Consider the following 12935-nt stretch of genomic DNA (forward strand, 5'->3'; position numbering starts at 1 on the left):
TCTAGTATAATTCCAGTGTTGTACTGTCTTTCCACTGATATTGACAATTAGCGAGCAAACAAAAGACGGTCATCATTTCTTTTACACCCTGCTGCTTTGTAAAGTTGATATCCAGTTGTAACGTATCCAGACCCGGGCGTCGGTTAATGAGCGTGATACCATATTGGTTGTATAATAACAATGCCAGTGCAGCTATTCCCTGGTCTTTCAAGGCCCATTCGCCTCTACTCCATCCTGCAGCTGCTACACCATTCACAGCTACCTGAATATAACTTTGGCTGACACGATCAAAATGAAAAGCCTGATTACGGGTAAGTATACCCACTGCGCCGGACATATGTGGCGGTGTTACCTGTATGCGTCCGGAGATCACCGTTATCCGCGTTTCCTGCAACCGGTTATAACTGCGGATATTGAATTGTGTACCGAGTACGGTTGTCTTTAGACTATCAGCTGTCCATACGGTGAAGGGATGTTTTTCATCAGCAGCTACCTCAAAAAGGGCTTCTCCGGAAAGTCGGATTTCCCGATGACGGGTAAAATCAGGGTGATAAAATAATTGGGTGTGGGCATTCAACCAAACGATCGAGCTATCAGGCAGCAGGATCTTTTTTATCTGCCCCCTGCCTGTTTCAATTTGTACGAAAGTCACTTCTTCTTTTGTAAACGGGGAGAAGCTGTTCACCCGGTTAGCAGCCCACCAGCCCCCCATCAGGATCACACTCAATAGTATAGCCGCCGCCGCAACAGCACGCCAGTTTTTAAGATAACGTCGTTTAGCCGTTTCCGGTACAGAAAAACGTGACGACCGGGTAAAGTCCTGCAACATCCGCTGCTGATCCTCTACGGACAAACTAACCGGCGATGCATCCTGCCCGATACAGATAAACCAGTCCCGTAGCAGTTTTTCTTCCTCAGCAGTACAATTTCCCTCCTTATATTTTTGCAGCAATATTTTTAATTCGTGTGCTGTACCCATATGTTTTTTACCGGCGTTTCAGTGGACAATCCCAGGCCTGCTATTTAAAAGAAACAGGAACCGGTTCTGTGGCTATCTGAAAAAAACGAATTAACCTTTTGGTAACATGGAAAGAGAAATGCATAGCGCATACAGTACTATCAGAGCAGGGATAACAAAAAGAAAGAAGATTTCTTTATAGCGCTGGTAAAGCGTTTCCGCACTTCTTTCAGGTGATTGCGGACCGTATTGGGAGAAATAACCAGCTGCTCAGATATTTCTACCGTAGTTAAATGTTGTTCATAACGCAGCTCATATACTTGTCTCATTTTGAAGGGAAGCCGTTGCCGGGCTTCTTCTACCAGTTGTTCCATATCCAACAGTTCAGCCGCTTCAAAAACAACAGGAGCGGTAATAAAGTGTGTAGTGTCTTCCGATAGGTTCTCCCAGATTTCCAGATATTGGGCGGGTATTTTATTATCCCGGAAATAATTCAACACCCGGTTTTGTGCTGTGCGATAGATATAAGAGAAAAAACGTCCTTCCAATATAATGTCCTTCCGTTTTTCCCACAGGGTAAGAAAAATATCCTGGGTTAAATCTTCCGCATCTTTTTTATTGGGGATGCGTTTATGTATGGTAACGAACAGTAGTTTCATATAGCGCCGATACAGCATTTCATAGGCATTTCGGTTGTTTTCCCTGGCCAGTTGCCATAGTTCAGTATCGTTTTGCATATCTGCTGTCATACACTATATAGGATTTGGGGCTTGCTGCGTGTATACAGCGCCCGGGCGCCGCAAATATAATCTGGCAATATGATCAAAAGGTTAAGTGTATAAAATCTGTATGCAACTGATTTTGAGGCAGGTCAACTACATAATAATGTCCGGTGTGTTTATAGCGCATTTATCACAACTAGCTTGCCTCTATATCTAATCTGTATTGGCCAATACTAATTAATACTATACTGTATACAAAACATACGGTAATCATTTTCACATACATTTATTTATAACCTTAACCCAAACATTTAACGCAAACGTACATTAAACGGCTACTATGTCCGGGCTTCGTTTCCAGCCTTTTTATTTTTCAGTCCTGCAAGCAGGAAGATCAGCTAAACCCAAACCACGACAAACACATTACCAGTAAAGAATCGGGTCCCTCTTATCCGGCGGGATTTTTACTTATAAACTCACGCCGATGGTTAAACATTTTTCTACGTTTTCATCCGTATTTAATCATTCTGAAGCTTACACTACGTCTATCGGCCGGTCTTCTATCTCATTCAAACTGTACAAGGATTAACCATAGCTTATCTAAAAAGTATAACTGGTTTAATTTATCTTGCCCCTTTAAACTAATGCGAGATCCATGAACGCCGGTATATTTATCAACAGTACTTCACTTTTGGATGATACCTTCTTTGAGAAGACGATCATATTTATAGCTGAATATAACGAACAGGGAGCAATGGGATTTGTGGTGAACAAACAATTCCCCCGCAGATTTAATGAACTATACGAGTTCAGGGCAAGCATTCCCTTCCCACTGTATGAAGGTGGTCCGGTAGATCAGGAGCATGTCTTTTTTGTACACCAGCGCCCCGATTTAATACCAGGTGGTACCCTCATTGCCGATAACATTTACCTGGGCGGCGATTTTAAGGCTGCTGTTAGGCATATCAACCATAAAACCATCACGAGTCAGGATATCAAATTATTCATCGGATACTGTGGCTGGGATCAACAGGAACTGGAAGCCGAAATAGCAGAAGGGAGTTGGGTGGTGGAGCAGGAAGGTATGTTGTTTTAAGGATGGCTGGCAAATAATAATATTCGATTCTATTTATCGCAAAATTCAGATTCAATTTCAAAGAGAAATCTGAATTATAATTCAGATGAAGCCAACAAATTATACTAAAATTTCATTTTTAGTACCGGCAGCTGAATTATAATTCATTTTTTAATGCAAATAGTCTTGCTCAATTATCTATAAATCTGGTACAAAAATCAAAGAAGACTCATTAAATCAAGCATCATACACATAACAAACATGAATCATTTGAATATTTCCACAAAAACAAAGGAATTATAGTAAATTCGTGGTATGACGCAACTTGAATACAAACGGATAAAAGATGCTTTAGTACAACAAAGAGCTAAAGTGACTGCTTCTTCTCAGGAAGCGACTAAGTTAATTGATGATTTGGGAATCAGGCATATTGTCATAGATGCAACAATAAATTCTAAGAAAACAACTACCACTCCCAAAATCGCGTCTAAAAAGACAGCAACCAGGTAATCCCACTCCCCCATTTGAATATTTACTTCATCCATCATTTAAATGTCTACTTCAGGTTTCATTTATTCTGCAGACCCAGGTATGCTTATAGGCTTCCTCGGATGTGACCATATTGTTCGCAGATCAGTTGTTGCTGGTAGAAAAATGCTTAAAGCAAGTCAAAACAGACACGATTGGTTAGGGGCTGGTTTTTATTTTTGGCAAAATAATTATGATAGGGCATTAGATTTTGCTACAAATCCACCAGGTAAAACAAAAATTGTTAAGCCTGCTGTTTTAGGAGCTATCTTAAGTCTCGGCAATTGTCTTGATTTAACAGATAAAAAGTGGATAGATCTTGTGAAGCTTTCGTATGAAAGTTTAAAACAATCAGCGGCATCAGTAGGAAGTAAATTACCCGTTAATAAGGATGTAAAAGACTCCAAAGACAAAGTGCTGAGAGAATTAGATTGTGCCGTTATTGAAAATATACATAAGGTTATCAGAGAACTTGGAGAGCCTCCATTTGATTCTGTCAGAGGAATTTTTATCGAAGGAAATTCTTTATATGATGGTGCCGGTTTCCATGAAAAAACACATGTTCAGATTTGTATTAGAAATCCCAATTGTATTAAAGGCTTTTTCCTTCCTCGTAAAGAGATAAGCTGGCCTCAATAAATACTAAAACTTGAAGTCTCCAGCTTTTCAAAATTCTATCGAATAAAGATATTTTAAAACGACAACAATCGCTCGGGGTTCAAAAATATTTCAAATTCAACATAGTGCGGGGTAAACAACCTTAATTAAAATTCGCATAGCAGAAAGCCACCCACAATATTGGCAATATAAAAATCGGGAGTAAGCTATAACCCACTGCCTACTCCCAAATAAACATTTTTTTACCTGACAACATGCATTAAAAAACGAGAAAAGACTTGCTTCCCATTTTCTTATTCTCTATATAAATATTTATCACCCATTTTCCTTGAACCATTTCATAAGGCGCATTCAAACCGTAAGTAGACCCTGATGGTATATTAGTTGGTCTTTTTGTAGTATATCTGATAGATTTAAATGTTTCGCCTTGCTCATTGGTAATCTTATCAGGATAGATCCATTCGATGTCAACATCGATATCGATTGTATCTTTTGCTTCAACCAGGTAGATAATCCCAAAATTCTGTTCCAGTTTCAGCGGAATGGAGTCTGTTACCTTAAGCATCTGCAGATCCTTCAACCAGCCGCGTGTACCAGTCGGACTAGCTTTTAGTTGTTCAATGCTACCATGAACCACTTGTGTGATACCATAGTCTAAAATGCTAAAATTAAGAGTCCCATTTTTTTTAGATTTCAACGTCGTTTGTGCAAACAAGCTAACATTTGAGAAAAGAATGATAATAAAGACTATAATTTTCATTTATATTTTTTTCGAATTTATTATTATTTAAGGACAAAATTTACCACTCCGTTTAATGCTGCATCATATCAGTTCAACCCAACTTTTCTACATCATCACTTTCAGTAACTAAAAAAACCACCGGCTGCTATCCTCTATTGGATAATACTGGATTATAAACATCTCAGGTGTTGTGCAATTGTTGAATGCGATACACCACAGCTTTATCCTCATCCATCATCAACTCCCTGAGATCATTGAACCGGTAAAAGCTCCAGCTGTTCGCTATCGATTGGATATCCGGCCATTCAGGATCAGTTACCCCTCAGATAATTCTACCATATTATTGATGATTGAGAAAATATCCGGGTGAGGTGCAGGAAGAAGGACTGGAGTTTCAGAAAATGGGGCAATTATGAAAGTTATACAAACGACAAAACCCGCTCGCTGAGCGGGTTTTGTCGTTTGTTGCCTGACCTGGATTCGAACCAAGACAAACAGAGTCAGAGTCTGTCGTACTACCGTTATACTATCAGGCAATAGTAATTCAGGACCGCGAAAGTAGAACATTTTTCATAACTGACAAAAATTTTGCCCTTTTTTTTCAAAAAAGACGGCATATCCCTCATAGCGGCCACTTTTCAGTAATTTAGCCCCATGCGTGTACTCATTATCCTGCTTTACTGTTTATGCTCTATGACGGGCCTGTCTGTTGCCCAGGCGCCGGTACTTTTAGGCAATATTGATTCCCATAAGATCACGGAAGCCTCCGGGATCGCCGCCAGCGCCACCCTGCCAGGCTGTTTCTGGACACATAACGACAGCGGCAACAAACCGGAAGTATACCTGCTCAACGGAAAAGGACAGCTGATCTGCACCGTATCCCTGGACGGCGCCGGCAACCGCGACTGGGAAGACATTGCGACCGGACCTGGCCCCGTAAAAGACAAACAATATGTATATGTAGGCGATATTGGCGACAACAAAGGCGTACGGAAACATGTGCGTATTTACCGCTTTCCCGAACCAGCCGGCAAACTGGCCACCACAATGACAGTAACGCCGGATGTACTCACCCTTTATTACCCCGATAGTCCCCGCGATGCGGAATCGCTGATGATAGACCCACTCAGCAAACAACTGTATATAGTCAGTAAAAGAGAACAGGCAGTACACCTGTATAAAACCAACCAGCTCCTGTTTAACAACAAGGATAAAGTGGTACTGGAAAAACTAATTAAACTGCCTTATACCTGGGTGACCTCCGGCGACATCTCCAAAGATGGACACCACATCGTTATTAAAACCCTCACCACGGTTTATTACTGGCATCGCAATACCGGAGAAAGCGTAGAACAGGCCATGGCCAAACCTGCCACAGAGCTGCCTTATGTGATCGAAAAACAGGGAGAAGCCATTACGATTACACCCGATAACAAAGGTTATGTAACAACGAGTGAAGGCAAACAGGCACCTATCTATCTTTATCACTGGAAATTCTGACAGGCATGATTACCGACAACGACCAACATATAGGACCCGCAGAAATGGCTTTATTATTGTCTGCCGATCCATCCGAAAAAAACATTCATATCTATCTCTCCGACGCTATTATACTGAAACAGTTTACAGATAACGTGCTTAGCGGCATACTAGTCATGGGACTGACCGATAACGGCGCTGAAATCTATAATGTGGCTATCGCTGAGGAGCATCAGGGTAAAGGTTTTGGCCAGCAATTACTCCGCGCTGGTATCGAAAAATGCCGTTCCCTGCAATGCCGTCACATCCTCATTGGCACCGGCAATTCCAGCGTTGGGCAATTATATCTTTATCAGAAACTGGGATTTGAAATAACCGGTATCCGTCACAATTATTTCGTAGAACATTATAGCACTCCTATCATTGAAAATGGCATCCCCTGTAAACATATGATCCGGCTCCGGATGGACCTCTGATAAGGCCTGACGTGTCAGTTCAGTAACTTGATCTATACTTGTATAGTATAGAGAGGGCTCCCCCTTTCCTGCTCTTTAATGAACGATTTTACCTACGGGTAATAAGTATTTCTTATGCCGGAAATACTTACCATAAACCATTTATAATATGCCAGCGTCCAATAGTTTCCGCCACTTTTATGTACGGGGAATATCACCCGGACCACCAGATGCTGGGCGCTTCTTTCTACCAACGTGATCCCTTCACTACACACCTCAAAACCATTCAACCACTAACCTCGTTTCCAACATGCAAAAAAAAGCTATCATCATCGGAGCCGGCCCCGCCGGACTCACCGCAGCCTACGAATTACTGCAACGCACCGATATCGTGCCGGTTATCCTCGAAAAAAGCCATGATATCGGCGGTATATCCAAGACCGTAAACTACAAAGGTAATCGCATTGATATTGGCGGGCACCGCTTCTTCTCGAAATCAGACCGGGTAATGGAGTGGTGGATGAACATGATGCCGCTGGACAAAGAAGCCGCAGAAATCTTTACAATCAGTTATCAGCAAAAATCGCGGGAAGTGAAGTCTTCCCGGAATCAGACCAACACGTTGGTGGCAGAAAATCCGGACCTGATCATGCTGGTCAGAAAACGCCTGTCCAGAATCTATTTCCTGCAGAAATTTTTCACTTATCCCATTCAGCTATCGATAGACACCCTCCGCAAACTTGGTTTAGTCACTACCGTTAGCATTATGATATCCTATCTCCAGGCACAGCTGTTTCCCCGTAAATCCGAAAAGAGCCTGGAAGACTTTATGATCAATCGCTTCGGCAAAACATTATATAACCTCTTTTTCAAAGACTATACAGAAAAGGTATGGGGCGTTTCCTGCAAAAAAATATCCGCAGAATGGGGTGCTCAGCGCATCAAAGGTATTTCTATTGGGAAGGCCATTGCACATGCGGTAAAATCCACACTGGAAGCAGGCAAAAAGAAAGACATCAATCAGAAAGATGTTGAAACCAGTCTGATTGAACAATTCCTCTATCCCAAGCATGGACCCGGACAATTATGGGAAGAAGTAGCGCAACAAGTGACTAACCAGGGTGGTACTATCCTGATGCAGCATGAAGTTAAAAAGATACATACCAAAGGCAATCGTATCACTGCCGTAGAAGCAACGGATACCATTACCGGAAAAGATATACTGCTGGAAGGCGATTACTTTTTCTCTACCATGCCGGTACAGGAATTAATTGCCGGACTACAGGCGAATATTCCTGCGCCTGTACGGGAAGTAGCGGCCGGACTGCAATACCGCGATTTTATCACCATTGGTATTCTGCTGAAAAATCTGAGCTGGAAAAATAAAAAAACAGGCGCCAGCGAAAAACTGGAGCTCAAAGACACCTGGATCTACATACAGGAAAAAGATGTGAAAGTAGGACGCCTGCAGCTGTTTAATAACTGGAGCCCCTACATGGTAAAAGATCCCAATACCACCTGGGTGGGAATGGAATATTTCTGTAACAAAGGAGATAATTTCTGGGCACTCAGCGATGAAGCGATCAGACAAACTGCCATCACGGAACTATGCAAAATCGGGCTGGCAGACAAAGCAGATGTACTGGATGCCACAGTACTCAGAATGGAAAAAACTTATCCTGCCTATTTCGGCTCCTACGACCGTTTCGATGAAATCAGAAGCTATATCGATTCCTTTGAAAATATCTTTCTCGTAGGCCGTAACGGCATGCATAAATACAACAATTCCGACCACTCCATGCTCACCGCGATGGTGGCAGTAGACAATATTGCGGCGGGCATCACCGGCAAGTCCAACATATGGTCTATCAACACGGAACAGGAATATCACGAAGAAAAAAAGTAAGCAGTAAATAACCCACGTACAACAATTCCTGCAGCCATTATCTGACGTAGTGGTTACAGGAATTGTTACTTCATAAAAAGTGGAAAACTTTTCCAAAAAAGAATGTCACTACGCAACCTAGATGTTGAGTGAACTCGTAACTTTGTACGAGTTATCCCTTAACGTATAGTGTATGAAAAGAAAGAAGAGAGGACCAATCGGATTAGTGCCCGTAACAAATACGGTTTCATGGCTACTGGTATACCCGCACACCTGCATTTACCAATTCCAACCAACACACCCTGTATATTCCCCGAACCTGATCAACTGTAGCGTTTTCTGAGTACTTTATAACGTATCCCATGATGCCTATGCCGTCAATATATCATTGGCGATACTATCCCCATGCCCCTTACTATTATCCTGAAACGACTGTATTACTAATTAGTTAATCCTACAAGCACATGAAAAATTCAATGAAAGAGGCAATGCCCGGCCCAACCAACTGCCGCAGGTTTGCAGATAACTGTCATCAAACCTGTGGCCGCTGCCACACCATTAAACCGGTATATCCCACCATTGATGAAATGGTATCCGGCCCTGCTTTTAACAGCACCACCTATGTAACTGCCAACCCTGGCCGCATGTCAAAAAACGGCATCATTGTATATGATTCCATACCAACCTATCTTGACCGGGAAGGTATATCTGCGGCTACTTTACGTGAACCAGGGAGGGATCATCACACACAGGAAAAATCCCATTTCCGGATGGCCTATTTCTCCTATCTGGCATTCACCCAACCAGATCTGTTACGTCATCCGGTGGTAGCACCGGATTATCCGGTACACACCACTACCGGTATGATCCATATGATCCGGTTTTATGAGATGACCAACCAGACAGCTGCCCGGGATTGCAGCCAGGATAATCCACAGGCCCTGCAAAATTATCTGGATACATTGATGGCTGATTGCCCTTACCTGGTGATCACCACAGCGGAACAACCATTCCTGGAGCTCCTGCAACAGCATTACCTGAACGGCGACCACGATATGATCCGCAACATCATGAAAGGCGCTGCCCCTCCTGCTTCTTTCTACAGCAAAGATCCGGAAACCGGCCTGGCTGTAAAGATCCGGACCGATAGTTTCAACCTGGAAGAAAACATCGGGGTAAATGCCATTATTTCGTTTCTGACAACCGAAGCGCCTTCACTCGATCAATATATGAATGAAACCGTGCACAATGCCTATGCATTACAAGAGGCCATGCGGCAGGAAGTAGCCACCCTCGTCACCAACCGTACATTTCATATCACGATTATGATCATGATCCAGACTGTACCTCCCTATCTGCCGGCTGTTTTCTGGCGGGATCCGGCCGATCTATTCACAGGCAGGCACCAATACAGGTCAGGACTTGAAAAAGCCCGGGAACAGGCTAAAAACAACATTTCCCTGTATCCACCAACGTGCAGGCAATAAAACGGTGAATAACCGTCCTGCAAGTGGCTGTTCCCGTAATAGCCACCTGCCCTCCCGAACCCTATTGTGTAAACGTAATCAGTGAGCAAAATGCACTTATCGATCAGACAGGCATATCGCCTCCATCACATTCTGCGGGACGCAGAAGCACAGATATTACAGGAAACCGGACAGTCCTTTTTTGTACAACTCCGGCAACCCGATATATCCGTTACCGTTACCTGTATCAGCGCAATTGTATGTAACAGGCTTGATATTCCGGAGAAACAATTGTTATCCCTATCCCGCCATAACGAGGTCAAGGAAGCCAGGCACATTGTGATGTACCTGTGTAAAAAATATATCAAAAACCTCACGCCCGCAGCGCTGGGCCAGCAGTTAAAAAGGGAACGCACCACGGTCATGCATGCCTGGAAAGTAATAGCCAACAGAATTGCCTGCAAAGACCAACAGATTTTACAGAAGCTGCAACGCACCGAACCGGACGTAGCCCTGTTCTTTGGCAGCCAATCATAATGCCGTTTTGCCGTCAGTTATTTTTATACCACCTAAAGCACCGAAGAAAATGAGAGGACAACAATCACTTTTCAACAATTTCATCAACAAACCAGTTGTAACGACAGTCAGAAAAGGTCGATCCGCCGACATGATAGCCCTCAGGGATGAATGCCTGCTGTACAGATATTACTATCACATCAAACTGCAAAACAAACGCTATGATATAGCCATACAGGAATTATCACAGGAATTCTGGATCAAAAACAGCAACATTATTTACCGGTTACAATGTAACAGTATCAAACTGGAACAAATCATGAAACAGGAACAACCGGATATCAAACAACTCAAACTCCAATACCCGCAATGGGTATGGTAACCAACCTCACCAACAAACAGGTTTACGGGCATCAGCTGTCCGTAAACCTGTTATTACAAATGCTGTATATCCATACAGCCCCATGCCTGTGCCGGCGCACCATACGGCATATAACAATCCATCCGCAACAGTACCTGCTCTCCCCGCCGCTTCCGCGATACCTGCACCGGCATCGGAAAATGTTTCCAGATGGCACCATCATACAGTATGGCGTATAATTTTATCATGTCGCTTACTTTACCGGTAATAAACAACCGTTTTACCTGATCTGTACCTGGATAAAGATGATAAGCCATTTCCAGCCATCGCGCTGTGCCATCTTCATTAAAAAAACGAAACAACAACTGATCCGGGCTAACCCGTATTACCACCGTTGCACTGGTATCTGCCCGTATACCATCCGGATTACCATCCAGGCCCATGGAAAGATATTTCACTATAGTACCATTCAATGCGGCCATCACCTGCGGGTAGGGCTGTCCGACAATTTTTTCCTGTGCCGCACTCCGGAAAGCTGGCAGACAAAACATTAAAATGGCAACGCAAACGCATAAACGATTATATCGGCTATAAATACTTCGGGCTAAGCTATCAATCATCAAATAAAGATACAGCAATCTTTATCAACGGTGAACGTGCTTAGCCCGGAAAGTATTAATGCCCGCGGGAACCGTCTAAGACCATGGCAGGACGCGTTGTTTGTTGCATAGCTGGCAGAAAGCTTTCTTCATAACTCAACTGAAAAGTGATCACCCGCACCCAATAGTAATCTGTTCTTTTCTCCGTGGTGATTTTTGTCCTGGTCAATGGTGCAATACCAGGAATACTCCATCCCTGCAATGCCTGCTGCAATTGTGCTTCTGCCTCATAATAAGACAGTACTGTCGGCTTGTCCAGCTCCCAGTTGCCTTCCGCATTTACCGTGCGGTAAATAAACCGGCAATGTACTTCTCCGGTAGCTGTTTGCACACCGGCAGCCAGGTCTTCAAATACGAAATTGGTAAAATCAAGGTATACCACCGGCCACCCTGTCGCTATCTCTTTGCTATACTCCAGCTGTCCTGATTCCGGCGCTACATCTTTGATAGCAGGAACGGCTGTCTTAATTCTTGTTTCCATTGCCTGGAATAACTGTACAAATAAACTGTTCATCTGTTGAGGTTTAATTTTTATTGCTTTTAAATGAGCTGATTTCAGGGTGATTAACAAGGTAAAGTTCCTTCCATTCTATCATTTTTTTTAATTCACTTTCAATGATTGAAAAGCCTTTGTTCAATCATTAAACGATAAAAGAATAAACACTGTTTTCCGATTTTTTCTTTGACCTGATACGTTGTTCCTTTGTATTGTAATCGCTTGCTGACAGCGCATAACAGCTAAAAAGCAGTTCATCTGAAACAGATAAAAAAACTGGCAGCAGGCATCCCCAAAAAAGAAAAGTTAACCCCTATGTTACACGCAATTATGCAGATAGACCCGGCCAATAGTATCTGGCAAAGGATCGGCGACCAGGCCTTCTCCATTGTAGTCCTGATAGGCATCGCCTGGATCCTGTGGAAACGTCAGATCAGCCTGGAAGATCGTCTGACACAATACCTCGACGATGACCGCGAGAAGATGTTAGGTGTGATAGAAAACAACACCAAGGTAATGGAACGGCTGGAAGACGTATTACATCAAAACATGCCCGCTTAATCATGAGAACGATAAAATTTATTGTCATCCACTGTACCGCTACGCCGCAAAACACCCGGCCGGAAGCTATCCAGCGGTACTGGAGAGAACAGCTACAATGGAAAAATCCCGGTTACCACTACCTCATCGATCCGGCAGGAACGGTGATACAGCTGGCCACGGCCGACCGTATCTGTAATGGTGTAGCAGGATATAATGCCAGCAGTCTGCACATCAGCTACATAGGCGGTGTAGACGCCACCAACAAACCAACAGATAACAGAACTACCGCACAGCGTGCCGCTATGCACGCACTGGTAGCCGGTTTAAAGCAACAGTTCCCTACTGCCATCGTTCAGGGGCACCGGGATTTTCCATTGGTCAAAAAAGCCTGTCCGTCTTTCGACGCCAAAAAAGAATTTAATCATCTTTAAA

General features: G+C 43.2%; 16 protein-coding genes and 1 tRNA gene. 11 read left to right on the forward strand and 6 right to left on the reverse strand.

Features of this window, described 5'->3' with window-relative positions; all coding sequences use genetic code 11:
• Position 1: 1 nt before the first annotated feature.
• Together OL444_RS29505 and OL444_RS29510 are read right to left on the reverse strand one after the other, a co-directional pair.
• Positions 2–979 carry a FecR family protein gene (locus tag OL444_RS29505; protein ID WP_264727305.1) on the reverse strand — a complete coding sequence of 326 codons (978 nt, stop codon included), beginning with the start codon at positions 977–979 and terminating at the stop codon, positions 2–4.
• A 140-nt stretch (positions 980–1119) separates the two neighbouring features.
• The gene (locus OL444_RS29510) at positions 1120–1707 is read right to left on the reverse strand and encodes an RNA polymerase sigma factor (protein ID WP_264727303.1); all 588 of its coding nucleotides are present in this window, start codon (positions 1705–1707) and stop codon (positions 1120–1122) included.
• Between the two features lie 628 nt (positions 1708–2335).
• Here OL444_RS29510 and OL444_RS29515 point away from each other — a divergent pair.
• The 3 genes from OL444_RS29515 to OL444_RS29525 all read left to right on the forward strand — a co-directional run bounded on the left by OL444_RS29515 (position 2336) and on the right by OL444_RS29525 (position 3922).
• The gene (locus OL444_RS29515) at positions 2336–2776 is read left to right on the forward strand and encodes a YqgE/AlgH family protein (RefSeq protein WP_264727301.1); all 441 of its coding nucleotides are present in this window, start codon (positions 2336–2338) and stop codon (positions 2774–2776) included.
• Between the two features lie 294 nt (positions 2777–3070).
• Complete coding sequence (locus OL444_RS29520; RefSeq protein ID WP_264727300.1) at positions 3071–3265, forward strand: hypothetical protein; 195 nt, start codon at positions 3071–3073, stop codon at positions 3263–3265.
• A gap of 42 nt (positions 3266–3307) precedes the next feature.
• The gene (locus OL444_RS29525) at positions 3308–3922 is read left to right on the forward strand and encodes a hypothetical protein (RefSeq protein ID WP_264727298.1); all 615 of its coding nucleotides are present in this window, start codon (positions 3308–3310) and stop codon (positions 3920–3922) included.
• Positions 3923–4160: 238 nt separating this feature from the next.
• Here the strand turns inward: OL444_RS29525 and OL444_RS29530 are convergent, their stop codons facing one another.
• Positions 4161–4661: a DUF3859 domain-containing protein gene (locus OL444_RS29530; protein ID WP_264727296.1), complete on the reverse strand. Its 501-nt coding sequence runs from the start codon at positions 4659–4661 to the stop codon at positions 4161–4163.
• Positions 4662–5108: 447 nt separating this feature from the next.
• A tRNA-Gln gene (locus tag OL444_RS29535) sits at positions 5109–5179 on the reverse strand.
• Positions 5180–5297: 118 nt separating this feature from the next.
• Between OL444_RS29535 and OL444_RS29540 the strand changes: the two genes are divergently transcribed.
• The 6 genes from OL444_RS29540 to OL444_RS29565 all read left to right on the forward strand — a co-directional run bounded on the left by OL444_RS29540 (position 5298) and on the right by OL444_RS29565 (position 10826).
• Positions 5298–6143 (forward strand): hypothetical protein, encoded by an 846-nt coding sequence (locus OL444_RS29540; protein ID WP_264727294.1) that lies wholly within the window; start codon positions 5298–5300, stop codon positions 6141–6143.
• A 5-nt stretch (positions 6144–6148) separates the two neighbouring features.
• Positions 6149–6598, forward strand: a complete 450-nt coding sequence (locus OL444_RS29545; protein ID WP_264727292.1) for a GNAT family N-acetyltransferase — start codon at positions 6149–6151, stop codon at positions 6596–6598.
• Between the two features lie 289 nt (positions 6599–6887).
• Positions 6888–8483 (forward strand): NAD(P)/FAD-dependent oxidoreductase, encoded by a 1596-nt coding sequence (locus tag OL444_RS29550; RefSeq protein ID WP_371878078.1) that lies wholly within the window; start codon positions 6888–6890, stop codon positions 8481–8483.
• A 443-nt stretch (positions 8484–8926) separates the two neighbouring features.
• Positions 8927–9949 (forward strand): hypothetical protein, encoded by a 1023-nt coding sequence (locus OL444_RS29555; protein WP_264727290.1) that lies wholly within the window; start codon positions 8927–8929, stop codon positions 9947–9949.
• A gap of 90 nt (positions 9950–10039) precedes the next feature.
• A complete protein-coding gene (locus OL444_RS29560) occupies positions 10040–10465 on the forward strand; it encodes a helix-turn-helix domain-containing protein (RefSeq protein ID WP_264727288.1) in 426 nt (141 codons plus the stop codon).
• 49 nt (positions 10466–10514) lie between these two features.
• Positions 10515–10826 (forward strand): hypothetical protein, encoded by a 312-nt coding sequence (locus tag OL444_RS29565; RefSeq protein WP_264727286.1) that lies wholly within the window; start codon positions 10515–10517, stop codon positions 10824–10826.
• 53 nt (positions 10827–10879) lie between these two features.
• On the opposite strand, the gene OL444_RS29570 is transcribed toward OL444_RS29565, so the two are convergent.
• Positions 10880–11356 carry a hypothetical protein gene (locus tag OL444_RS29570; protein WP_264727284.1) on the reverse strand — a complete coding sequence of 159 codons (477 nt, stop codon included), beginning with the start codon at positions 11354–11356 and terminating at the stop codon, positions 10880–10882.
• Between the two features lie 124 nt (positions 11357–11480).
• Entirely contained in the window at positions 11481–11978 is a 498-nt protein-coding gene (locus OL444_RS29575; protein WP_264727282.1) for a hypothetical protein, read from the reverse strand.
• Positions 11979–12275: 297 nt separating this feature from the next.
• On the opposite strand from OL444_RS29575, the gene OL444_RS29580 reads away from it, so the two are divergent.
• Together OL444_RS29580 and OL444_RS29585 are read left to right on the forward strand one after the other, a co-directional pair.
• The gene (locus OL444_RS29580) at positions 12276–12521 is read left to right on the forward strand and encodes a hypothetical protein (protein WP_264727279.1); all 246 of its coding nucleotides are present in this window, start codon (positions 12276–12278) and stop codon (positions 12519–12521) included.
• 2 nt (positions 12522–12523) lie between these two features.
• Positions 12524–12934 (forward strand): N-acetylmuramoyl-L-alanine amidase, encoded by a 411-nt coding sequence (locus tag OL444_RS29585; RefSeq protein WP_264727277.1) that lies wholly within the window; start codon positions 12524–12526, stop codon positions 12932–12934.
• The last annotated feature ends 1 nt before the right edge of the window (position 12935 follow it).

This window comes from Chitinophaga nivalis (genome assembly GCF_025989125.1).
Taxonomy (GTDB): domain Bacteria; phylum Bacteroidota; class Bacteroidia; order Chitinophagales; family Chitinophagaceae; genus Chitinophaga; species Chitinophaga nivalis.